The organism is Clostridium rectalis (assembly GCF_900626095.1).
Lineage (GTDB): Bacteria > Bacillota > Clostridia > Clostridiales > Clostridiaceae > Clostridium_AS > Clostridium_AS rectalis.
This window is the reverse complement of sequence record NZ_UYZZ01000012.1, coordinates 1-25,506: the sequence shown is the minus strand read 5'-3', so window position 1 is coordinate 25,506 and position 25,506 is coordinate 1. Positions and strand designations below refer to the sequence as shown.

The following is a 25,506-nucleotide window of genomic DNA, read 5'->3' as shown; positions in this document are numbered from 1 at the left end:
TCATAAAACAAATATAAATAAGAGGTGAGAGACTATGCAAAAGAAATTATTAACAGGAATGGTATTAGGAGCTACTGCAGCTATGTTATTTGCACCACAATTTGATAAAAGTACAAAAAGAAGAATAAGAAGAGCTAAAAGAAATATGAGAAGTGCAGCTAATGAAGCATATGATAATATGGTTAAAATGGTAAAGTAAAATGTACATGTAAATTAGTAATAAAGGATGGATTCTAAAGGATCTGTCCTTTTTTTATATTATTTATCTAGAAGTACTAAAAAATAAGATATTTTTTGAAAATTTTAATATACTTATCAAAAATATGTTATAATATAAACAGAATTTGAAGGATAATTAAATATGGTTAAATTTATTCTTTGTAATTATGAGGTAAAGGAAGAGTGGACTATGGAAATATTGTCTCTAGGTGAAAAAATTAAAAGAAGAAGAAAAGAATTAAACATGACTTTAAAAGATTTAGCGGGAGATAGAATAACTCCAGGACAAATAAGCCTTGTAGAATCTGGAAAGTCTAATCCAAGCATGGATTTGTTAGAATATTTAGCAGATTCATTAAATACTTCAGTAGAATATTTAATGGAGTCTGAGGAAACCCAAGCGGAAAAAATATGTACATACTTTGAAAATATAGCTGAATCATATGTTTTTAATAATGATCTTTCACTAGGTGAGCAATATGTTGAAAAAGCTTTATACTATGCCGAAAAGTATAGTTTAGAATATAGAAAAGCTAAAAATTTATATTTAAGAGGAAAAATATACATGGCAAAAGGAGAAATGGCATTAGCCCAACAATTCTTCTTATCAGCGAATGTGATTTTTATAAAAAATAATAAATCAGAAGAAATTATAAATACATTTATGAATTTAGGTAAAATAACTCTAGAACTTAAAGCTTATCATTCTTCATGTAGTTATTTTCAACAAGGAGAAAAGGTGTATAAGGACAATGATATAGGTAACGATTTTTTATTAGGAGAAATCTATTATTATATGGCTTACACTAATTTTAAACTAGAGAATACAGAAAAAGCTATAAATTATTCATTTCTTGCTAAAGAAAAGTTTAAACAACTTAATAACAAAAATGAATATGCAAATACACTTCTTATGTTAGCAGAACAGTATAACAAAAAAGGAGATATAGATAGTGCTATTAAGTATTCTAGGAAGACATTAGATTTATTTAATGAAATAGATGATCAGTTATATGTAGCTGAAATAGAAAATAATCTAGGTAAATTATTTTATGAATTCGAAAATTTAGAGGAGTCTTTTGTGCATTTAAATAAAGCTAGGGAACTTAGAAAGACTATAAAGGATTCTAAAATAATAGAAACCTTAGTAAATATTTGCGAAAATTATATAAAATTAAAAGACATAGAAAATTCTAAAAAAATACTTGAAGAAGTAGTAGAAAATCTTGAGGATGGAGATCATGATGCGTTAATTCAGTACTATTTGTTAAAATACAGAGTTGAAATGCTAGAAGGTAACTTAAAGGAAGCTGAAAATACATTGTTATTGGCGTTAAACTTTGTTAAAAATATGGACTACTTAAAAGAAGCTGCTGAAATATCTATAATGATAGGTAAATTCTATATAGATAATGGCAAAGACCAAGAAGCGGCACAATATCTTAACAATGGCGTAGAGTTATTTAAGAAATTAGGCATATTAAAGGAGTCTTAATGGATAGGTGAATAATTATGGAAATATTGTCTACTGGAGAAAAAATTAGAAGAGCTAGAATTTACAAAGGATATACTTTAAAGTATATTTGTGGGGACAAAATATCCGTTTCAAAAATGAGTTGTATAGAAAATAATAAAGTTATACCAGAGGATTGGATATTAGAGCTTGTGGCTGAAAAATTAGATTTAGATGTGAATTATTTAAAAGATGATGTAAAAAGCCAAATAAAAAAGAACATAGGAATAATAAAAAGTAATAAGAAATCAGATTATGAACAACAATTAGAGTATAATCTATCCTATGCAGAGGAATATAAATACTATAAAGAAGCTTTTTCAATAATGCATATGATTTTTAGCTTTAATATAGATAGTGGAAATTGTGAAAAACTTCAGGTGTTAATTCCCAAGTATTATGACTTGTGCTTAAAATCTAAATCAGATGATAACCAAATGACTTATTACATGGATATTGCTAGATATTTATACAATTCTCAAGAATTTGTACAAGCAGCAGGTTATTATAATACAATAAGAACTGAGGCTATAAAAAAAGATAAAAACAATATATTAGCTAAAGCTACATTTAATGAATGTGCTTGTTATTTAATGCTAGAAGATTATGAAAAGGCTTATAAAGTTTGCAAGGTTCTTGATAATTATATAGAATATTTTCAAGATGACATAAAAAAAGCTGATGCCTATCATATGATGGCTGTTTTAGCTATAAGAGGTAATATAGTAGAGTTTAGTAAATTTGAAAAGAAATCCTACGATTTGTATGGGGATAATGATATTCATAAATCTAAGGCAATATTTAACTATGCTACTGCTATGTTTACTGTAAAAATGAAGGAAAAAGGAATTGAATATATAAACAAAGCTTTAAAGTGTCATCCAAGAGAAAAACAAAATAAAATAGTTAGTTTTATGCTTATGTGTGTTGAAGAACTTCTAAAAAATAATATAATTGATGAAGCAGAGAAAGTAAATGATGAAGTTATAAATTATGCTATAAATTTAGATAACATGATATATATAGAAAAGGCATATCACTATAAAGCTCTTTTGCTAGGTAAGAAAGATGAATTAGTTTCTGAAGAAATGTATATGAATTTATCTTTAGATGCATTGCTTAAATTTGGAAGCAAAAAAGATATATATAAAAGATATATGGAGATGGGGACTATGTACTATAAGATGAATAATACATCGGAAGCTATAAAGTATTTTAACTTAGCAATTAATTTACATAAAAAAATATAGAAATACTTATATAAAAAAAATAAGGAGATATTGCAAAAAAAACTGCAGTACCTTCTTATTTTTTTACATTTTAAGATTATTTAAGAATTTCTTCAATATAATCGGGTTTTCTAAGAATTCTAACGGAAAATAGACTTTGACTTTCTTTGACCAATATAATAATATTTACTTATAGAAATAAGGGACAGAGCATAAAGATTAAATGTATTATTGTTTAATTATTTATACTTAAGTAAGTAGTTTATAATTTTTCATGTATATTCTAAGCTGAAATAATGCTCCATACCTAAATATTGGGTTAAAATAAAAGATAGAAAAATTATGATTAATATTATTATCTTAAGAGAAAATAATATATAAGGAGTTTTCTAGTAAAAGGAGGAATAATAGTTATGGATATAGAGAAATTGACATTAAAAGTTCAGCAATCTATTAATGAGGCACATGCTGTAGCTGTTAAATACAATCACCAACAATTAGATGCAATTCATCTTTTCTCAGCACTTATTTCTCAAGAGGATGGATTGATACCAAATATTTTTGAGAAAATGGGTGTTAATTTAAAGCAGTTAAATGAAGAAACAAATAAAGAATTAGATAAAATGCCTAAGGTTTTGGGAGAAGGGGCTCAAAGCTCTAATGTTTATGCTACTAGAAGGTTTGAAGAAATTTTTGTTAAAGCAGAAAAAATTGCTAAGGATTTTAAAGATTCTTATATTAGTGTAGAACATGTAATGCTTGCAATGATGGATGTAGATAAAAAAGGCGCAGTTGGAAGATTAATTAATATGTTTAGCATTAATAAAGATAATTTTATGAATATATTAGCTCAAGTAAGAGGAAATCAAAGGGTTGATAATAACGATCCAGAAGGCACATATGAGGCATTGGTTAAATATGGAACAAACTTAATTGAAGAAGCTAAGAAGCATAAATTAGATCCAGTAATAGGAAGAGATGAAGAAATAAGAAGGGTTGTTAGAATACTTTCTAGAAGGACGAAAAATAACCCTGTACTCATAGGAGAACCTGGTGTTGGTAAAACAGCAATTATAGAAGGATTGGCAGAAAGGATTGTAAGAGGTGATATACCAGAAGGGCTTAAAGATAAAATAATCTTTTCACTTGATATGGGTGCATTAATTGCAGGTGCTAAATTTAGAGGAGAATTTGAGGAGAGATTAAAAGCCGTTTTAAAAGAAGTTGAAAAAAGTGAAGGAAAGATAATATTATTTATAGATGAAATTCATACAATAGTTGGAGCGGGAAAAACTGAAGGAGCCATGGATGCTGGAAATCTTATAAAACCAATGCTTGCAAGAGGTGAACTTCATTGTATAGGTGCAACAACTTTTGATGAGTATAGACAATATATAGAAAAGGATAAGGCCTTAGAGAGAAGATTCCAACCAGTAATTATAGATGAGCCTTCTGTAGAAGATACTATATCTATACTTAGAGGGTTAAAAGAAAGATTTGAAATACATCATGGAGTTAGAATACATGATTCAGCTATAGTTGCTGCGGCAAAATTGTCTAGTAGATATATAACAGATAGATATCTTCCAGATAAAGCAATAGATTTAATAGATGAAGCAGGTGCTATGATAAGATCAGAAATAGATAGCATGCCTACAGATATGGATATTATAAAAAGAAAAATATTTCAAATGGAAATTGAAAAAGAGGCCTTATCAAAAGAGAAAGATACTAAGTCACAAGAAAGACTTAAGGTTTTAGAAAAAGAATTAAGTGAACTAAAGGATAAGGATAATGAGTTAACTTCAAAATACGAAAAAGAAAAAGAACAAATAGTTTCTATTAGAAATTTAAAGGCTCAGTTAGATGAAGCAAGAGGTATGCTTGAGAAGGCAGAAAGAGAGTATGATTTAAACAAAGTTGCAGAGTTAAAATATGGTGTAATACCTACAGTGGAAAATCAAATTAAGGAAAAAGAGCATGAAATTAGTGAAAAGCAACAAGGAAATATGCTAAAGGAAGAAGTCACAGAAGAGGAGATTTCTCAAATAATATCAAATTGGACTGGTATACCAGTATCTAATCTTATAGAGGGCGAGAAAAAGAAATTATTAAGACTTGAAGATGAGCTTAGAAGTAGGGTAATAGGGCAAGAGGAAGCAGTAAAGGCTGTTTCAAACGCAGTAATAAGAGCTAGGGCAGGTATGAAAGATCCGAGAAGGCCTATTGGTTCATTTATATTTTTAGGCCCCACAGGAGTAGGAAAAACTGAACTTGCAAAAACATTAGCAAGAAATCTATTTGATAGTGAAGAAAATATAATAAGAATAGATATGTCTGAGTATATGGAAAAATATTCTGTTTCTAGACTTATTGGAGCCCCTCCAGGATATGTTGGTTATGAAGAGGGAGGGCAACTTACAGAAGCTGTTAGAAGAAAGCCTTATTCTGTTATTTTATTTGATGAAATTGAAAAAGCTCACGATGATGTTTTTAATATATTCCTTCAGATATTAGATGACGGCAGACTTACTGATAATAAAGGAAAGACTGTAGATTTTAAAAATTGTATAATAATAATGACATCAAATATAGGAAGTAATTATCTATTAGATAACACATATGAAAATGGAATAGAGGAAAACATAAGAAATAGGGTTATGAATGAATTAAAATCTAGATTTAAACCAGAGTTTTTGAATAGATTAGATGATATTATTATGTTTAAGCCATTAACAAATAATGAGATAACTAAGATAATAGATATATTCTTAAAAGATATAGAAAATAGATTGAAAGAAAAAAATATTTCACTTATAGTAACAGAAAGTGCCAAAGAGCTTATGGCTAAAGAAGGATATGACCCAGTTTATGGAGCAAGACCTTTAAAAAGATATATAGAAAATACCTTGGAAACGGATATTGCTAAAAAGATAATAAAGGGAGAAATATTTGAAGAAACAACTGTAGGTGTGGATGCAGATGGAGAAAATATCAAAATAGAAAGAGTAAAATAAAATATTGATTAAAAGTAAAAAAGAGCTTATAATTTGAAAGTTTTAAACTATAGGCTCTTTTTTTGAAGCGTTTATTAATCTTAAATTAAAAAAATAAAAGATATGTCACAATAAAATTTTTTAAAAATCAGTTTAAATAATGCTCTATCCCTAAAATACTTAGAATTAGATTTGTTTCTATAAAAATTTTAAAAATAAGATAAAAATTAAAGTTCTGTCCCTTATATTAGTGCCCATTAATTCCCTGTGAAATGTAAGCATTAATAGTTGTATAAAGGTTACTCTATAAATATAGGGAAATTAATAAAAAGAAGGTGTAATTCATGGGGAAAAAAATTTTATCTAAGGTTTGTAAAACTATAATTATTAGTTTATTTTTTATATCATCAGTATTAATAATGTCTCCTTTGGAAACTAGAGAAGTGTTTGCTATGGATAACAATATAGATAAAGAGTATATTGAAGGATTTAATGGGAAGTCACAAGAACAAATGGTAAGTGCTTCTGTTAGTAAAAAAGTTGCATTTTTAACTTTTGATGATGGACCTTCAGGGAACAATACTCCAAAGATACTTAATATATTAAAACAAAACAATATTAAAGCTACATTTTTTGTAATTGGAAAAGAAGCGGAAAGAAACCCACAAGTTTTAAAAGAATTAAACAACAGTGGAATGTGTATATTACCACATACTTATTGCCATGATTATAAAATTATTTATAGTAGTGTAGAAAATTATTTTAAGGATTTAGAAAAATGTAAGAATGTAATTAGAAAAATCACAGGTAAAAGCCCAGAGTTTTATACAAGACTACCAGGTGGGTCGGATAATTTAGTTTGTAAAGCTGAAAATTTAAGGAGCATTAGAAACAGATTAAACGCAAAAGGTATTGATTATGTGGACTGGAATGTATCCTCAGGAGATGCTACAGGAAATTCTGTACCTACAAGTACTATAAAAAGCAACATAGTGTCTCAAGTGGGGAATAGCAAAACAGCTGTGGTTCTTATGCATGATGGATATTATAAGACTACCACTGTAGAGGCATTACCTGAAACAATAAAATCGTTAAAAAGTCAGGGGTTTACATTTAAAACTTTTGATGATTTAACACCAGGTGAAAGAACCAAAATGATAAAAATGGGAGTAATAAATAGAAGATAAATTTAAATATAGAAGGCTCTGTCCCTTAAAATAAAAATAACACTGTGATGAACAGCGTTATTTTTATTTTATTTATTTGTCTTTAAAATAGTTGCTTCTAAGCATTTTATCCGATATATAAAGTGCATTAATTGCATGGTTTTTATCGTCATCATTATTAGGATTACCTTTAACCACACCATTACTTAGTATTGTAAAATTTTTTTTCGTCTTAAGTAAATTTTTACCCATGGCTGTATTTATATAAATTTTTTCGTTAACACCCATAAGATAACTAATAGTTGGTAAGAAGTCTACTTGCCCACCAATTGTGTCAAACTTCTTTCCTTGAACATCTTTGTTATAAACAATAAAAGGAATACGTAAACTATCTTTAAACCACCAATCTTCTCTTGGGGTTACATCTTTAAGCTTATCTTTATAATATTTATGAACACCTGTATGATCTCCATATATAACTATTACAGAGTTTTTTAAGATTCCTTGTTTATCTAACCCCTCTATAAACTTTCCTATATGTTTATCTGTGTAATTAATGCTTTGGAAATAATCTCCTAAAACAGTTTTATCAATATTTTTAGATAGATTCAATTCCCTATATTTTTTAGGTAAATTAAAAGGCATATGACTAGTTAATGTAACAAAAAAAGAATAAAAAGGTTGTTTTTGCTTACCAATTTTATTTTGAAGTTGGTTTAAATAGGTTCCATCACTTAAACCTAATCCAATAATCTCATCTTTATTAAATTCCGTAACATCAGTACATTTATCAAATCCTATAGAAGTTAAAGCAGGCATCCAATTCCAATATCCTCCTCCATCTGGATGGAAAGCGGATGTATAATAACCTAAATTTTTTAGCATTAAAGGTAGAGAATTATATTTATTATCTGGAAAACGGAAGAATGTAGCACCGCTTCTTACAGGATGGGTGGAGGTGTTAGTCATTAAATCCGCATCAGAACTATTACCACCGGAAACCTGTTCATATATTTCAGGGAAATACAAACTATTTTTTAGCAATTTATTAATATTAGGTGTGATTTCTTGGCCCTGAATTTTTTTTCCTACAACAAAATCTTCAAGAGATTCTACTTGTATAACTATTAGATTTTTACCTTTAAGTAGCCCTTTATAAGAATTATCAGGAAGATGTTCATTATTTTTCTTATACCAATTATTAATGGCTTTTTTATCTTCAGCTTTAAGAACTAATCTTTTTGAGTTTTTAAAATATAAGTAACTATCATATATATGATAGCCTATTGGTGACATATTAGAAACACTGTAATATGGTGACCAATACATGTGAAAGTATCTTTTATTAGCTCCATCCTCTAAAATGTCATAGCGATAGTGATAGTAAAAAGCTAGTCCACTGCCTGCTATTAAAAGAGTAATAGATAAAATAACTTTTCTTTTAATTGAGGTACATATTTCTTTATTCTTTACTAGAATATATATTAAGATAGGTATATCAATAAAAAAATATATATCCGTAAACTTTAATAATGAAAAAATAGTATCCCATAAGTTTGATAAATTACCACTTTGGGATAGATTATATATGGAAATAAGACTTTGAAATCCTCTATAATACACTATATCGCATAACATAAATAAAGAAATAATACAATTAATAAAAATAAAAGCTATAAATTGTATTTTCCCTTTAAATAAGTATGGAAAACTTATAAAAGCTGTAATTATACTAAAATATAATATTGGATTTATTAGATATATTGGAAAGTTGCTTATATTTAAACTTTTGCCTGAAGATGAGGCAATATAAGATACAAAAATTAAAGATTTAATAAATATAGCTAAAAGGGTTATAACAAATAGCCAATTATTTTTTATAATTCTTTTAATTTTGTCAGATGGCTTATCTAGAGAAGTATTTAATTTGGTATTTGACTGAATATTTTCCATTAATTAATATTCCTTTCTATGTTAAGTATTTTTAATCCTAAATTATTTTAAAAATTAAAATAATAGGATATTCCATAATCAATATAACATAAAAAAAGGCGATAAAGTTAACAAAAAAGAAAAATTTAGTTTTTATTAAGGAAAAATTAAGAATCCTAATATAAAATATTAAGATTCTATAAAACTTATTTTTTTTCACTTAATTTGTTTATTATAAATTCTTTTGCTTTAAATTCTAATCCATCGTCTAAAGGTTGTAAGTCTATATCTTCACTGTATTTATTTTTAAGTGCTGTCTTTAGTAGTCTATCTGCTAATTCTGGATTTTTTGAAAGCAATGATCCATGAAAATATGTACCATAGGTATTTTTGTATATGCAACCTTCAAAGCCGTCTTCACCATTGTTTCCAAAGCCTTTTAAAACTTTTCCTAATGGCTTTAATTTTTCACCTAAATAAGTTTTTCCAGAATGATTTTCAAAACCAACATAGGTTTCTTTTAAATTTTCGTTGGTGATAATAGTATTACCAATAAATCTTTTTTCACCAGATTCAGTATATATATCTAAAATATTAAGTCCATCCAATTTTTCTCCTTCAGATGTGGTGTAATATTTGCCAAGAAGTTGGTATCCTCCACAAATAGCTAAAAATACTTTTTCATTTTCTATGTACTCGGATATAGCAAATTTTTTATTATCTATTAAGTCTGAGGAAACTATAGATTGTTCATAATCCTGTCCCCCACCAAAGAATACAATATCATAATTTTCCCCATCAAAGCTATCCTTTAAAGATACATCAAAAATATTTACCTTTATTCCTCTTTGTTCAGCTCTATATTTCAAAATAAGTATATTACCTATATCACCATATACATTTAACAAGTCAGGATATAAGTGACATATATTAAGCTCCATAAATTTTCACTCTCCTCTTAAGTTTGTAGAATTTTACCAAAATTTGTTTATATAATTTTTACTAAATAAGTATTTTCTAAATTCAATCATAGAAGTATATGTAGCCAGAATATACACAATTTCACTATGACAACTTTGGATTTCATTTAGTAAGCAATCATAATTTTCACATACAGTAAATTCTTTATATGGTAGACCGGCAATTTTTAGTCTAACAGCCATATCAAATTGTCTTATACCACCTACCATTACCTTATCCACATTAAGAGAAGTAAGGTTCTCAAATTTAACATCCCATATCCAAGAAACATCTCTTCCATCTGCATAGTTGTCATTTAAAAGAACGGCTAAATTTATGTTTCTCTTATCTAGACTAATAGTATCTATAGCTTGATCATAACCAGCAGGATTTTTAACTAATATAATTTTTACTTCTTTACCATCTATATTGATAGATTCTTGTCTACCAAAACTACTTTTTTGACTTTTTAAAGAATTAAAAATAATATCTTTATCTAAGTCTAATTCCCTTGATATAGAATAAGCACATAGTGCATTATATATATTGTAAGTTCCAGGCTGATTTATATAATATTCTTTAGAATCAATTACAACATAAGAACCTTCTGCTGTAAGTTCTTTTATTTCCTCTACAGAATATTTTAAATTAGGTCTTTTATAACCACAACCTTCACAGTAAAAGCTTCCCAAATGATTATAAGTTAAATAATTATATTTATAAGGGGTTTTGCATTTTTTACAGAACTTAGCGTCTGCATTTAAATCTATTTTTGTTTCATTATTTAAAGAACAATTAAATCCATAATATACACTTTTATTAGGAAGATCTAAATCTCCAAGTAAAGATTCATCCCCATTTAAAACTAGAGTGGAAAAAGGAACTTTTTTAAGACCCTCTAAGATTTTGTTTAATGTAGTATAAACTTCTCCGTATCTATCAAGTTGATCTCTAAATAAGTTGGTAACAGTAATATATTCAGGAGTAACGAATTTAGTAACAAGGGATACATTTGCTTCATCTGTTTCTATTACAGCAAATTTTTGTTCAAGCTGCTTTTTCCCAAACTTAAAGTGGTCAATAAAACAAGAAACTATACCAGGTAGCATATTAGCTCCAGTATTATTAGTTATTACATTTATTCCACTATCTTTTAACATATTATATATCATATTTGTAGTAGTGGTTTTACCATTAGTACCTGTAATAAGTATAATTTTATAATTTTTTGCTACTGTTTTTAATATATTTTTATCTAATTTAAGAGCAACTCTTCCTGGGAAATTAGTACCTCCTTTAAATAAAGTTTTAGAAAGTTTTAGAACGACTTTTGATATTGCTATACTAAAGTAAGACTTTATACTAATTTTCAACACATCCTTTGTAAAAAAATTAACTAATTACATTCTATAATTATAATACAAAAGATTAGTTTTTTACATCTATATTGTAAAATTCATCAGATATTTTAAAATTACAATTAGGAGAAAGCTTATTTATTTTCTTTAAAACTCTAGCTTTATTATCACCTTTTAAAGGGGTTGGGCAATAATCATTGATATAATCAACAGAAGATATACTGCAAGGAATAGCTTTTACGCCATAGGAAATAGCTTTATTGTCTTTGAATTTGTATTTTATTTGAAATATGAATGTGTCTTTATCTTTAGGATTAAAGTTTCCTCCAAAACAAAAATTACCCAAACTATAACATATAAATTTATTTTTATATTTTTCAATACCCTGTATAACATGAGGATGATGACCAATTATCAGATCGGCACCATTATCTATAGCAAAATGCGCAAGATTAGTTTGCATTTCGATAGGATAGTAATTACTCTCAATTCCCCAATGAAAATTTATTATAGCCATACATCCATCATTTTTTAACTTTTTAATATCTTCTTTTATTTTAGCCCTAAATTCGGATGTATCATTAAAGGCTAAATAACCTAAAAAACCAAATTTAATTCCCTTAATTTGTTTTACCCATATATTTCCCTGACCAAAAAAGTTTATATTATTATGTTTTAAAGCTTTTATAGTATCTTCAAAACCTTTTTTTTTGTAATCGTATATATGATTATTTGATAAATTCACCCCTTCGATTGATCCTAAGGATAATGCTTCAGCATAAGAGGGATCAGCTTTAAAGTTGAAGTCTTTTTTGGCCTTTTCTTTTGAATTAGTAAAAGTTGTTTCTAAATTTGTTATTGTAATATCATCTTTTTTAAAAATAGGCAATACATTTTTATAAAAATAAGAAAGATCATTGTTATTTTTGCCTAAAACATCAGGTAAGCTATTAGCAAAATTAAAATTTGAGTCATGTCCTATAGTTGAATCTCCTGAAAATGATATTAGGACCTGTGAATAAGTGTCTTTTTTGGCCTTTTCTTTTGAAACCTTAGCAGTTACTTCTTTAGTAGCGGATACATTTTTGTGGTTGTCGGCCTTTTTCATATTATTAACAGAGTAATAAATAACATAATAAACTGTTCCTAACATAATAAGTAGGCCAATGAAAATAAAAATAAATGGTTTTTTGTTAGTTTTGTTTCCCATGATAACCTCCATTTTTTTTAATACAACTAATTACTAATACTATATAAAATTGTAAGATATTTACCTATAATAGTAAAGTATTTTACAGCATATATCACTAGAAAATACAAATAAATCCTATAGTTTTTTCATCCTATTTTTGATAAAATCATACCTACCTTAACAAAATTTGCGTATAAATCTGTAATAAATTCTATTAATAGGTGTGATTTCACAATAATTTTTATAATTCAACTTTATTTTTAATTGTATAGTAGTAGCCATTAAAGTATAAAATAAAATAAACATAAAATTTTGAAAGGAGTTTAGACATGAATAAACCAAAAAGGTTAGACATAGCTAAATATAAGTTTCCTATAATTATTGGAATAGTTATTATAATTTTATTGGCAGGCTTTATATATACAAAGACAAATAAAAATAAAAAATATAATATAGAAAAAAATAAAGGGGAACAGTATTTTTTAAAATCCGATTTTAATAAATCCATAGAGGAATTCGAAAAATTATATAGTGAAGACAAATCCTTATTATGGAAAGCTAAAATCGCTCAGATTTATTCTGTAAAAGGTGATATAGAAAACTCTAAAAAATATATAGAAGAAATTAAAAAATCAAAAGACAAAAATTCTGAGGTTCTAAATTATATAGTGTTTACAGAATATATGAATAAGGATTATGCTACTGCTTTAAAGGATGGAAATGAGGCGTTAAAGATATATCCCAAGGATAAAAGCTTGGTAAAAACAATGTTTGCTGTATATATGGCTAATTCTCAGTATGAACAAGCAAAAAAACTTATTCAAACTTATCCTGTAGATGAAGGATCTGCTTATGATATGGCAGAGTATGGAAGGATGCTTATTTTAATTGGAGATAATGTTAATGGCTACGAAAAACTTAGAAAGGCATGGGACTTAGATAAAGATGAGTATAAAATATATGATTCTTTAGTACAGATGTCCCTATATGATAAGAACAAACTTTTAGAAGATATCTCAGTTTTATCTAAGAAAAATCCACAGGATGTAGCATATAAGATGTGGTTAGCTAAAATATATTCAATGAGTGTAGATACTATTTCTCAGGCAGACAAAATCTTAGGTGAAATTAAAGATAAAGATTTAGGTAAAATTGAAAAGTATGTAATAGAATATTATATATATGAAGGAACCAATGAAAAAGATAAAGCGGAGGCTATAATAAGTAAACTCGTAAGTGATAATAAAGATGACTATAGAGTGCTACACACTGTAGCATGGTATTATTTACACAAAAAGGATTTGGGAAAGGCAAGAGAGTTTGCTGAAAAATCCATATATGAAAATCAGAATTATGTAGATAATTATGCTTTTTTAATGCCAGATATTTTAAAAGCTGAAAACAAGGGTGTAGAGGGTGAACCTTATTTTAGAATTGCTTTACTTAAGGAACCCTACAATTATAATATTATTTTATATATAGCAGAGTATTATTTAAGTACTGCTAATAATAGTAATAAGGCTTTAGAATATTTTAAGTTAGCTGAAATAATAAGACCCCTTGATACAGAAATAAAATATAATATAGCTCTTATACATTTATCAAATAAAAAGGATGATGAAGCAATTAAAATTCTTAAAAAAGCTATAGATATTCAAAATGATGTACCTAAATACCATAGAACTTTAGGAACGGTTTATTTTTTACATGGTAAATATGAAAATGCTTTAGCGGAGATTAAAGATGCCTATGATGCAGACAAAGATGATATGTTAACGCTTAATAATGCAGGATGTTATTATGTCATGGTGTCTTCAGAACTTGAAAAAGGGGTAGAAAATTTAAAATCTGCTTATGACAAAATAGATAAAAATACAGGGGAATATACTAGAAAAACTATAACTGAAAATTATGAAAAAGCAAAAAAGCTACTTGATGCATATAATAATGCTAAGGGAAATGAAAAACTTCCGGTACCAGAATTAACTTTATTTTATTAATTTATATTTACAGACTATTAAAGTAATAGTTCTTATGCTGTTGATAAATATAATTTGTCAACAGCATTTTTAAAATAATCTTAAAATGTTTATTTATATATAAATAAATAGTTTGTGCTTTAAAATATAAAACCTAAAGTATAGTTAGATAAAATATTAACAAACTTTTTACAATATTAGAAAAAAATCCATGATTTTACAAATATTATTTTTTATAATCCTATAATATCAATGGTTTTATAACTATCTTTATATAAAAATAAATTTTAAATTTAACATATAAATAAGTGTTTTAAAGCACATAAAGTATAAATACATTAAAATTATGAAAATAGGAACTTTAAATTTACAAAATTTTAGTATACAATATAATAAAATGAATATTTTGAAAATTTATCATGGGGGTATGTTTTATGGGTATAAGTCTAGAATATTTGGGGATAAAGAAGTGTAAGAATCTTTTTAGGAATCTCCCTGTATCAACACTTATTGAAATGTCAGTAAATAAGGGTGAGGGAGTTCTTTGTGAAAATGGGGCTTTAGTTGTTGACACTGGGAAATATACAGGAAGATCGCCAGAGGATAGATTTATAGTTAAGCAAAAAAGCACTGAAGAAAAAATTAATTGGGGAAAAGTGAATAAGCCAACAACAGAAGAAGTTTTTAATAAATTATATGATGAAGTTATAAAATATTTAGAGGATAAAGACTTATTTATATTTGATGGGTTTGTAGGCACCATGCGGGAACATAATCTACCCACGAGGATAGTATGCGAATATGCTTATCAGTCCTTATTTGTGCATCAGCTATTTGTAAGACCTAGTAAAGAAGAATTGGAGAATTTTATACCGGAATTTTCAGTAATTGCAGCACCGGGGTTTAAGTCAAAAGGAAAAGAAGATGGGGTTAATTCAGAGGCTTTTGTATTAATAAATTTTGATAAAAAGGTTGTTTTAATAGGTGGAACTAAATATGCAGGGGAAATAAAAAAGTCTATGTTTACAGTTATGAACTTCCTTTTGCCAGAGCAAGGGGTATTCCCTATGCATGCTTCTTCTAATATAGGTAAAAAAGGAGATACAGCTATTTTTTTTGGATTATCAGGTACAGGCAAAACTACTTTGTCCGCAGATCCTTTTAGAAAACTAATAGGGGATGATGAACATGGGTGGTGTCAAGATGGAGTATTTAACTTTGAAGGGGGATGCTATGCTAAAACAATTAAACTTTCAAGGGAAAATGAAAAGGAAATTTTTGATGCTATAAAATTTGGTACGTTACTAGAAAATGTAGTATTGGATGAACATAAAAAACCAAATTATGATGATGGTTCACGTACAGAAAATACTAGAGCAGCCTATCCAATAAATTATATAGATAATGCAGAATTAACTGGGACAGGTTCTATACCAAGTACTATAATATTTTTAACTGCAGATGCGTTTGGAGTTATGCCGCCTATTTCAAAACTTACTAAGGAACAAGCCATGTATCACTTTATGTCAGGTTATACTAGTAAAGTAGCAGGAACAGAGAGAGGCATAACAGAGCCTAAAGCTACATTTTCAGCTTGTTTTGGAGAACCTTTTATGCCAATGAATCCTTCTATATATGCACAACTTTTAGGGGAGAAGATAGAAAAATACGGTACCAATGTATTTTTGGTTAATACGGGATGGTTATATGGTGGATATGGAAAGGGAGATAGAATAAAGCTTTCCTATACAAGAGCTATGATAACTGCTGCTTTGGAAGGGAAACTTGAAAGGGTAGAATTTAATGAGCACCCAATTTTTAAGATACTTATGCCTAATGAATGTGAAGGAGTGCCAAAAGAAATTTTAAATCCAGAAAATACTTGGGAAAATAAAGTTGATTATAAAAAGATGGCAATGGGCTTGGCTAATAGATTTATAGAAAACTTTAAAAAGTTTAAAAATGTACCTGATGATATAAGAAAAGCAGGTCCAATAATATAATGAATTAAATTATAGGAGTTAGATTTTATAAAGTCTAGCTCCTTGTTTTTCGATAAGATTAATGTAAGAATATATTTGGTGGTGAATTTTATGAAAAAAAGTAAGATAAAATCTAAAAAGAATAGGATTCTTTTGGTGCTCCTTATAGTAATTATAAGTATTTTTACTGGATGTAGTAATAATGAAGAAAGTAAGGGGGCTTTAATTGTAAAGTGGGATAATTTTTATGAGGGGGATAATATTAAATTTTATTATGAAGATCCTAAGGAACCAAATTTGCAGAAACTAAAAAAAGAATATAACTTAGATGAAGTGGTAAAGGATAGCAAGGATGATTTTGATAAAGCGTTAAAACTAATGGAATGGTTAAATGGTAAGATTAAGTTTAATAAAACCAGTGTTACTACAAAAGAAGACGCTTTGGGCATATTAAAGGAAGGAGAAAATAATACACTTTCAGATAAAGACTTTGCAATTGTATATAGTCAAGCAGCTTCTTCTTTAGGGATGTATGTAAGACGAGGACAATTTAAACCAGATTCCGTAGAAGAAAAAAACAAAAATAATTATTATTATGTCTGTGAAATATGGAGTGATAAATATAATAAATGGATACTTTTAGATGTTGTGAATAACTGTTATATGGAATCAAATGGGAAACTATTAAGCGGTATAGAGGTATTAAATAGTGGATTAGAAACTGTTACAACTAAGGGAGTAAAGAATATTAATAAATATATAAGAAAAATAAAACCCTATTTATATACATATACAATAGAGATAGATAATAATATTTATGGAGTAGTAAAAAGTAATTCTTATATTACTTATATAAATAAAAACGCATCCATAGGTGGGAGAGATTTAATAAAACCTAATATTTTTGTTAAGGAAGATAGATTATTTAATAAATCACCTAGAATAGTTAATGAAAATAAATCCACAGATAAAAAATCCACACTAATTTTTTCACAAAAGAAACAAGATGAAAACAGTAAAGAAAAAACAGTAACATTAAATGGAGCGGTTTTTAAAGATAGCGGTATGCTTGAAGGATTCTTTATAAGTGTAGACGATTCATCCTTTGCTAAAATAAATAGATATTTTACTGTTACATTAAAAGAAGGCAGTAATAAAGTAAAGTTTTCTGAAGATGGAAAGAAAGTTTCAAGAGAAATAATAATAGAATATAAAAAGTAATATATAAATTTACTATTGGTTAAATGGTAAAAAAATAGTATAATTAAACATGGTTTATTTAGAATTAGGGATGTTACAAATTAAATGGAGAGTGAGCGTGATTTAATGTTACTTATATTTAAGGCTATTATTATTGCTATAATAGAAGGTCTAACTGAATTTATTCCAGTGTCCTCTACGGGCCATATGATATTGGTAGGACATTTAATAGATTTTAAAGGTTCTTTTGCTAATTTATTTGAAATAGTAATTCAGCTAGGAGCAATACTTGCGGTTATAGTTTTATATTGGGACAGGCTTATAAACAGTGTAAAAGATATTTTTGCACCGGATAGAAGAGGATTAAAATTTTGGATAAATATAGTAGTAGCAGCAATACCTGCTGTAATACTAGGATTTTTATTTGATGATATAATAGATGCTAAACTTATGAACCCTATTACAGTGGCAGCGGCATTAGTTGTAGGTGGTATACTGATGATAGCCATTGAAAACAAATTCAGAAGAAAAAGAGGAAAGACTAGAGAAGTAGATAATATGAATATGAGACAGTCTTTTGTAGTAGGAGTGTTTCAGTGTCTTGCATTATGGCCAGGAATGTCTAGATCAGCTTCAACTATAATGGGTGGTTGGATTGCTGGTTTATCTACAGTAGTAGCTGCAGAATTTTCATTTTTTTTAGCTATACCAATGATGTTTGGGGCTTCAGGGCTTAAATTAATAAAACACGGTATCACTATGAGTACAGTTGAGGCTATAGCTTTAATAGTTGGATTTGTAGTGGCTTTTATTGTTTCACTTGTAGTTATTGAAAAGTTTATAAAATTTCTTCAAAAAAAGCCTATGAGAATATTTGCTATATATAGAATTTTTATAGGAGCTATAATACTAATTTTGGCTTTATTTGGAGTACTTAAATGATAACTTGAAAAAGTTAACTTATTATTAGGGTTTCCTTTAAGGGAAATCCTTTAATTTTATTATATAATATAAATATTTATTTTACTGAATTAAATATAAATAATAAATTGAATTATAAGAAATAAAATTAAAATTGTTTTGTGAAAATTTATAAATATATAGTAACTTAAATTATAAGAAGTAAAATTCAAATAAGGTATACAAATATTTATAAATATGTAGTAAGTTAAATTGTAAGAAAAAAATCAAAAATGGGGTTTTAAATATGAAGTATATACGTAATAGGTTACTCTATGGATTTTGTGCTATTATGGTAATGTTTTTAGGTTTGGGTAGCAGAAAGTTTAAATATATTATTCCAGAGTTTTTAAATATATATTTAGGGGATGCACTCTGGGCATTAATGATTTTTATAATCTGTGGATTTATTTTTAAAAATATGGAGTTGAAAAAGGTTGCAAAAGTTTCATTATTATTTTGCTATATTATTGAAATAACTCAGCTATATCATGCCCCGTGGATAGATAATATAAGATTGACAACTTTAGGAGCATTAATATTAGGAAATGTTTTCACGTGGAATGATTTGGTTGCTTATACCCTTGGAATTGGAGTGGGGATAATTTTTGAATATATAATATTTAATTTTCAAAAAAAGAAATATGTTTTTTAATGTTTAAGCTGCTAATATATAATTTATTAGCAGCTCTTTTATATTAATCTTCAAATAATCCTTTAGCTAAGGCTTCATAATTTTTAACCATAAGTTTTCCTTTAGCTATTACATTTTTAATAAGTAAATCTTTTTTATTAACCATGACTATATCTGCATCGTAACCTTCATTTAAAAAACCTTTATAATTAAGTTTTAAATGTTTGGCTGGATTACAGGTTATAACTTTAATAGCATCTTCTATATTAATGTTTTCATAGAGTATTGCATCTCTAACTTCTTTGTAAAGTGAACTGCATTTTCCAATTTTAAGTCCTAAAAATTTACCATCATCATCAAAATAAGGTAGACTTCCTTGAGCATCTGAGGAAAAAGATATATTTTCTATGGGCACATTATTTAAAAGTGCCATTTTAAGTCCACTACTACATTTAATTTCCCCTTCTTGCAAAAACTTTTTTGTAGTACTTGTGGTAAGATCAATATATCCTCCATTTTTGCAATACTTTATACATTCTTTAAATAAATTTTTACTCCTATTTACATGAGTAGGAATAACTTGAGTTATTGGTATATCGGTTTCTTCGTAAAGCTTTTGTAGATAATTTATACCAGTTTTGCTATCACCTATATGAATGTTTACTATACCTGCTTTTGAAGCTAACATACCTGCTATTCTAGCTTGGGCAACTAAATTTTTAAACTCTTTAAAGGAGGGCTGACTTGAACGATGGTCTGATAATGCAACTTCACCTACACCTATAATTTTATCTATAAGCATAATATCCTCTTCTATATTGTTTAAAAGTGGAACTACAGGTATTTTGTAAGATCCAGTATACATATAACTGGAAATTCCTTCCTCTTCTAATGCTTTAGATTTAGCAAATAAAGACTTTATATTTCTTGATAAACTATCTGTACCTAAGCATCCTATTACAGTTGTTATTCCAGATAGAGTTAAGTTTGATAGTTGGATTTCAGGGGTTCTTGTTTTAAAACCTCCTTCTCCACCACCACCTATAATATGAACATGAGAATCTATAAATCCAGGGAATATCAAACAATCATCAGCATTTATGGTTTTAATAGATAAACTATTAGTATGTATGTTAATTAAATCATCTATACGTTCTATTTTATCTCCACATATTAAAATATCTTTTTTGCCAATATACTCTGGAGAATATACTTGTCCACCTTTTATCAAGGTTAGCATTTGGGCACGTCCTTTCAAAATTTTAATTAAAGAGTATTTATTATTTAATATAAATATTACAACAATTTTTTTAAAAAATACAGTTACTATTTTTGGAAAAAACATTTCAATATAGAATTTTAAATAAAATAAAAACAAACTTATCTATAAAATCATTATGTAATTAAAATAAATCTTTTGTAAAAATCATAAAGAGAGAAATTATATTAATAGATTATCTATAAGATTTTTTAATTAAATTTATAGGTATTTAAAATAATATATTAAGGGTTTTTTAATAGTTATTGATTATGTATTGAAATGATTTTAAGTAGAAGAGGGGAAATTTATTAAGTTTAAGAAAAAGTAAGTTTTATTTTTCTATAAACAAGTAATTAATATTAAAAAAAGCTATTTAGGTGAAATACATTCAGTTGTGAAAAATAATAATTACAAAAAAGTTAAGGAGTGAAGAGGAGGGAGTATAGCTTCATAAAAGAAATATAGTTCTTTTGAAACAGTCCCTTATTCTTCACCCATTACTTATTATTAGTTAAATTCTTTAAGAAAAACTGTATAACTCTTCAACGTATTCATTTTGAGCATCTACTACATCTAAAATTTCTAACCTTGTATCGTGTACTTGAAAAACTTTTCCTCTAATTCCATTTAATAAAGCTTGAATTACTTCTGGAGAATCTGATGAAAATGTGATTTTTATAATATCTGGTTCTGAAGAGTAATTGTAGCATTCATCTGAGCAATCCATATACATGTCAGAGATATTATATGGTCTACTTACTGGATTATAATTTTTAGTATAGTTGGATATAAGATTAGATAATCTGCAATCACTATTTCTAATGCAATTACATAAAAATGAATCTAGATATATTTTATAATCGTCTGGTAAACCATAAGGAGTTAATTTCTTGAAAATAATTGTTTTTCGCATAAATTTTCCTCCCTTTTGGAAAAGTTTACAACTTAATTATACTATGTTATTAAATAAAAAGAAACATAGAATTTGAGTTTGTACATTATATAATACTTTTGTATATTAATATTTTGCTATTATTATAAACAGTTTATACTAAAATATTTTAGTCTTTAAAAAAGTATATAAAAGCATGGCAATTGGAATAATACAAATAAGTATTAATAAGCTTTTTAATAAGGGAGTGTAGATATGAATTATTCTGAAAGACTAATTGGATTAATAAACAAAAAATGGGTAAGAAATGATATGGGACTAGGGAAGGTGCAATTTTTAAAATTAATATCAGTTAAAGAAAAACTATTTATACTTATTATTTCTAATAATATAAAAAAACCTATATATTCTAAAGTAGAGGATATTATAATATCAAATAACCAAATAGTTGTATTTTATGATGGAGAGTACTGCGAAGATTTGAAATATGAAGAATATGAAAAGTTCCACAATGTTTTTTCGAAAAAGGAATGGGATACTGTATTTAAAGAGGATGTTACTTATAAATTAGAAGAAATAGGAGTATTAGAAAAGAGGATGGATTTTTTGCACAACTACATGGAAATTCTGAAAAGTTTAATAAAACAAGTATTGATAAAGAAGCTACGGAGTATTTAAGAAAAGAATTTGGATTAAAATAAAAAAAGAGAAGTTTAAAACTTCTCTTTTGGTGCCGAAGACCGGAATCGAACCGGTACGGTGTTTTAGCACCGCAGGATTTTAAGTCCTGTGCGTCTGCCAGTTCCGCCACTTCGGCATATTAGGTAACTTTGTCCAATGGACAAATATTATTATATTACCATATTTTAAGCAAGTCAATACTATTTAAAAAAATATATAAAAAAGTTGAAATTTATCAATTAAAGCAGAAAAGTTTTAAATAGTATAAAGTTAATACATAAGGAAAATCCACATACTAAAATTTGTATGTGGAATTATTTATATAAATCATTTTTTATTTTTATTATAGAAAACTAGTTTGTTAATAAATGGTATTAATTTTAAAATCATTTATCCTACTTGGTATTTTCTTTTTTACCAATAGTTTTAAGTGCAGTTTTAATCGCTACTACCATATTTTCTAAGGACATGGAAGGAGTGTTAGCTTTATCTATTACTTGTTGTGTAAGATAAGGAATATGTATAAAACCTGCTTTGGTATTTAAACTATTTTTATGAATATAGTTTAAAACTCCATACATTAAATGATTGCATACGTAAGTTCCAGCAGTATTTGATACTGATGCTGGGATTCCTTCTTTTCTTATTTCATTAACAATAGCTTTAATTGGAATTGTAGCAAAGTATGCATTTTTTCCTTCTTCATCTATTAAAGTATCTATAGGTTGTTGTTTTAAATTGTCAGCAATTCGTGCATCATTAATATTTATAGCTACTCTTTCTACCGTAATATCAGATCTTCCACCAGCTTGTCCTATACATATAACTGCATCTGGATTTATTTCTTTAATTTTCTCACATGCTTTTTCTATAGAAGCATTGAAGGCAGTTGGAACTTCAAGTTTTATTATTTCTATAGAACCAATAGTGTTTTCTAGTTTTTTTATTACTTCAAAGGCTGGATTAACTTTTTCACCTCCGAAGGGATCAAAACCTGTTACTAATATTTTCATTTTAAAGTCACTCTCCTTTTAAAATAAGGCTAAAAAGCCCAAAAGTACATAAGTAATATATGAATAACAAGCATAGCTATAGCTATAGGTGCTTGATATTTTATAACACCATATTTTTTATCTTTTATTTCAAGTATTGCAGTAGGGACTATATTGAAGTTTGCAGCCATTGGAGTAAGTAGTGTTCCACAATATCCAGCAGTTAATCCAAGGGCGCCAACAATTACAGGGTTTCCGCCTTGGGCTATTACAAAGGGAACTCCAATTCCTGCCGTTATAACAGAAAATGCTGCAAAACCATTTCCCATAATTATTGTAAATACTGCCATGCCTACACAATAAGCTATTACACCTAGCAGAATATTTTCTTTAGGAATAACATTTTCTATTCCACCGGCTATTACATTTCCTACTCCTGCAGCAGTAAAAACAGATCCTAGAGCTGCAAGTAATTGGGGAAGAATGTTTACAGGTCCCACTACTTCAAGTAATCTTCTTCCATCATCCATCATTTCTTTTGAACTACCTTTGGTAATTGATAGAGCTAAAATTATGGAAACAATAGAAGAAATACCTATTGGCACAATTGTACCTATTTGTTTTGACCATATTTGAGCAATAACTACTGTAAATAATGCTAAAGTAATTGCGGGAATAAATATTTTATTTCCTATGACTTGAGACATTTTATTTTTAAATTCCTCAGATGACTCATTGAATTTAGGAAATTTCACAACTTTTAAGGCAGATAGAAGTGCTAGTATGATTACTAAATATCCTATAGTTAAATCGCTAACAAAAATATCTTTATTACCCCATACAAGCCCTATTCTACTAAACATAAAAATAAATGCTAATATAGCCCAAAATAGTGTAGTAGGGATTCTAGATTGATGATTTTTATCTTTAAAAGTACAGAAAGCCGAATAAAGGGAAACTAGTCCACACAGTATATATAAAATTTCTAATAAACTATCTTTTAACATTACTATTCACCACCATTAAGATTTTAAAGAATTTTTTTCTTTTATAACATTTTTATACTTATGATTAAACTTTTTATCATAATAGAAAAATTGTATAGAACCTATTATAACTATAATAATTGCAACGGGTATGGATGCTTTAGCTACATCTAAGGCTTCTACTTTGTAATTTAATTCTTTTAAAGAACCAACAATTAACAAAACTCCCCCTGCCCCGGGAAATACATTTTGAGCAAAAAAGTTACCATAGTTCTCCACGGCAGCTTCTAAACCTTTTATGTGTTCTTCATCTTCTTCATCTAATTTTCCATATTTATTTTCTGCAGCGCCTTTAGCCATAGGAAGAATTAGTGGCCTAATGAATTGAACATGTCCACCAATTCTAATATTTGCTGCTGCAGATAGAGCTCTAATGGCTAAATACATGGAGGTTAATTTACCTACTGTAGCTGATTTAATTTTACCAATTAAATAGGCAGCTCTTTCTTTTAAACCATATCGTTCAAGTAAGCCTATTAATGGTAGCGAAATTATAAATATAGACATATATCTATTTTCCACAAAGGCTTTCCCAAGTATTTCTACAACTTCATTAAATGATAAACCAGATACTAGTCCAGTAGATAATCCAGCTATAACAACTACTGCTATAGTATCAAGTTTTAAAATAAAACCAATAACAATTATAAGTACACCTATTAATTTAATCATTTAAATATCCTCCTTATTTTAAATAATATCTTATATAAAATTCTACAAAAATAAACAATTTTCTCTATTAAATAAAAAATCAAAATAAATATTAATATTACACAGGATTACATAGGGTTTTATTTGTTAAGAATATAGATTTGTTGGTTCTATAAAATATTTATGGAAGTATTGCAGAATCTAGGGTAATAAAGCTGATTGGAATAATTAGATATAGTAAACCTATTCTGGCGTGTCATTGTGTAAAAAAGAGAGAAAAAAGGAGAAAATAATATAAAAAAGAAGATATATTTATATAAAAGGTATTAATACATAAAGTATATATATAATGCTGTGATAGAATAACACTTGTCGCCAAGAGATGCGGCAAACAACAACAAAACTTCAACAAAATAAGTTAAAAAAGTTGTTGACAAACAAGGAAAAAAATGATAACATTAAGAAGTCGCTTAAGGGCGATGGTTGATCTTTGAAAATTAAACAGAGAAGAATGAAACCAGTTAATTCTTAACACAAAGTGTTAAAATAGCGATGAGCTAAAAAAGATTAAACTTTTAAATTGAGAGTTTGATCCTGGCTCAGGACGAACGCTGGCGGCGTGCCTAACACATGCAAGTCGAGCGATGAAGCTCCTTCGGGAGT

The 25,506-nt window shown here is 27.5% G+C and carries 20 protein-coding genes, 1 tRNA gene and 1 rRNA gene; 12 read left to right on the top strand and 10 right to left on the bottom strand.

The genetic code is table 11. The features are described from left to right. Nucleotides 1-34: 34 nt before the first annotated feature. The 5 genes from EJL03_RS14655 (at nt 35) to EJL03_RS14635 (ending at nt 7,144) form a co-directional block, all read left to right on the top strand. Entirely contained in the window at nt 35-199 is a 165-nt protein-coding gene (locus EJL03_RS14655; protein ID WP_125154719.1) for a YtxH domain-containing protein, read from the top strand. Between the two features lie 210 nt (nt 200-409). Beyond that, nucleotides 410-1,714: a helix-turn-helix domain-containing protein gene (locus EJL03_RS14650; RefSeq protein ID WP_125154753.1), complete on the top strand. Its 1,305-nt coding sequence runs from the start codon at nt 410-412 to the stop codon at nt 1,712-1,714. 17 nt (nt 1,715-1,731) lie between these two features. Further along, complete coding sequence (locus EJL03_RS14645) at nt 1,732-2,982, top strand: helix-turn-helix domain-containing protein (protein WP_125154718.1); 1,251 nt, start codon at nt 1,732-1,734, stop codon at nt 2,980-2,982. 392 nt (nt 2,983-3,374) lie between these two features. Continuing rightward, nucleotides 3,375-5,978 (top strand): ATP-dependent chaperone ClpB, encoded by a 2,604-nt coding sequence (gene clpB / locus EJL03_RS14640; protein WP_125154717.1) that lies wholly within the window; start codon nt 3,375-3,377, stop codon nt 5,976-5,978. A 323-nt stretch (nt 5,979-6,301) separates the two neighbouring features. Further along, nucleotides 6,302-7,144 (top strand): polysaccharide deacetylase family protein, encoded by an 843-nt coding sequence (locus tag EJL03_RS14635; protein WP_243108730.1) that lies wholly within the window; start codon nt 6,302-6,304, stop codon nt 7,142-7,144. Nucleotides 7,145-7,216: 72 nt separating this feature from the next. Here the strand turns inward: EJL03_RS14635 and EJL03_RS14630 are convergent, their stop codons facing one another. From EJL03_RS14630 to EJL03_RS14615, 4 genes are all read right to left on the bottom strand, one after another. Next, nucleotides 7,217-9,076, bottom strand: a complete 1,860-nt coding sequence (locus EJL03_RS14630) for an LTA synthase family protein (RefSeq protein ID WP_125154716.1) — start codon at nt 9,074-9,076, stop codon at nt 7,217-7,219. Nucleotides 9,077-9,261: 185 nt separating this feature from the next. Beyond that, nucleotides 9,262-9,996 (bottom strand): type 1 glutamine amidotransferase, encoded by a 735-nt coding sequence (locus EJL03_RS14625; RefSeq protein WP_125154715.1) that lies wholly within the window; start codon nt 9,994-9,996, stop codon nt 9,262-9,264. A 33-nt stretch (nt 9,997-10,029) separates the two neighbouring features. Next, nucleotides 10,030-11,391 (bottom strand): Mur ligase family protein, encoded by a 1,362-nt coding sequence (locus EJL03_RS14620; protein WP_125154714.1) that lies wholly within the window; start codon nt 11,389-11,391, stop codon nt 10,030-10,032. A 52-nt stretch (nt 11,392-11,443) separates the two neighbouring features. Then, nucleotides 11,444-12,583: a CapA family protein gene (locus EJL03_RS14615; protein WP_164509111.1), complete on the bottom strand. Its 1,140-nt coding sequence runs from the start codon at nt 12,581-12,583 to the stop codon at nt 11,444-11,446. A gap of 311 nt (nt 12,584-12,894) precedes the next feature. Between EJL03_RS14615 and EJL03_RS14610 the strand changes: the two genes are divergently transcribed. The 5 genes from EJL03_RS14610 to EJL03_RS14590 all read left to right on the top strand — a co-directional run bounded on the left by EJL03_RS14610 (nt 12,895) and on the right by EJL03_RS14590 (nt 19,341). Then, on the top strand, nt 12,895-14,565 hold the full coding sequence (locus EJL03_RS14610) for a tetratricopeptide repeat protein (RefSeq protein WP_125154712.1): 1,671 nt from the start codon (nt 12,895-12,897) through the stop codon (nt 14,563-14,565). A 413-nt stretch (nt 14,566-14,978) separates the two neighbouring features. Further along, nucleotides 14,979-16,547: a phosphoenolpyruvate carboxykinase (ATP) gene (gene pckA / locus EJL03_RS14605; RefSeq protein ID WP_125154711.1), complete on the top strand. Its 1,569-nt coding sequence runs from the start codon at nt 14,979-14,981 to the stop codon at nt 16,545-16,547. A gap of 90 nt (nt 16,548-16,637) precedes the next feature. Continuing rightward, the gene (locus tag EJL03_RS14600; RefSeq protein ID WP_125154710.1) at nt 16,638-17,747 is read left to right on the top strand and encodes a transglutaminase-like domain-containing protein; all 1,110 of its coding nucleotides are present in this window, start codon (nt 16,638-16,640) and stop codon (nt 17,745-17,747) included. 105 nt (nt 17,748-17,852) lie between these two features. After that, nucleotides 17,853-18,668, top strand: coding sequence for an undecaprenyl-diphosphate phosphatase (locus tag EJL03_RS14595; protein WP_125154751.1), 816 nt, complete (start codon nt 17,853-17,855; stop codon nt 18,666-18,668). 265 nt (nt 18,669-18,933) lie between these two features. Then, on the top strand, nt 18,934-19,341 hold the full coding sequence (locus EJL03_RS14590) for a ribosomal maturation YjgA family protein (RefSeq protein WP_125154709.1): 408 nt from the start codon (nt 18,934-18,936) through the stop codon (nt 19,339-19,341). A gap of 43 nt (nt 19,342-19,384) precedes the next feature. On the opposite strand, the gene iadA is transcribed toward EJL03_RS14590, so the two are convergent. Both iadA and EJL03_RS14580 read right to left on the bottom strand, forming a co-directional pair. Then, on the bottom strand, nt 19,385-20,560 hold the full coding sequence (gene iadA / locus EJL03_RS14585) for a beta-aspartyl-peptidase (protein ID WP_125154708.1): 1,176 nt from the start codon (nt 20,558-20,560) through the stop codon (nt 19,385-19,387). Between the two features lie 541 nt (nt 20,561-21,101). After that, a complete protein-coding gene (locus EJL03_RS14580; protein WP_125154707.1) occupies nt 21,102-21,494 on the bottom strand; it encodes a hypothetical protein in 393 nt (130 codons plus the stop codon). Between the two features lie 234 nt (nt 21,495-21,728). On the opposite strand from EJL03_RS14580, the gene EJL03_RS14575 reads away from it, so the two are divergent. Continuing rightward, nucleotides 21,729-22,151 (top strand): hypothetical protein, encoded by a 423-nt coding sequence (locus EJL03_RS14575; RefSeq protein WP_125154706.1) that lies wholly within the window; start codon nt 21,729-21,731, stop codon nt 22,149-22,151. Nucleotides 22,152-22,201: 50 nt separating this feature from the next. Here the strand turns inward: EJL03_RS14575 and EJL03_RS14570 are convergent. From EJL03_RS14570 to EJL03_RS14555, 4 genes are all read right to left on the bottom strand, one after another. Continuing rightward, nucleotides 22,202-22,290 (bottom strand) — tRNA-Leu (locus tag EJL03_RS14570). 259 nt (nt 22,291-22,549) lie between these two features. Next, complete coding sequence (gene pcp, locus EJL03_RS14565) at nt 22,550-23,167, bottom strand: pyroglutamyl-peptidase I (protein ID WP_125154705.1); 618 nt, start codon at nt 23,165-23,167, stop codon at nt 22,550-22,552. 29 nt (nt 23,168-23,196) lie between these two features. Beyond that, nucleotides 23,197-24,153: a DUF979 domain-containing protein gene (locus EJL03_RS14560; RefSeq protein WP_125154704.1), complete on the bottom strand. Its 957-nt coding sequence runs from the start codon at nt 24,151-24,153 to the stop codon at nt 23,197-23,199. Nucleotides 24,154-24,168: 15 nt separating this feature from the next. Next, a complete protein-coding gene (locus EJL03_RS14555) occupies nt 24,169-24,861 on the bottom strand; it encodes a DUF969 domain-containing protein (RefSeq protein ID WP_279222090.1) in 693 nt (230 codons plus the stop codon). A 558-nt stretch (nt 24,862-25,419) separates the two neighbouring features. On the opposite strand from EJL03_RS14555, the gene EJL03_RS14550 reads away from it, so the two are divergent. After that, nucleotides 25,420-25,506, top strand: a 16S ribosomal RNA gene (locus EJL03_RS14550); the annotation flags it as partial.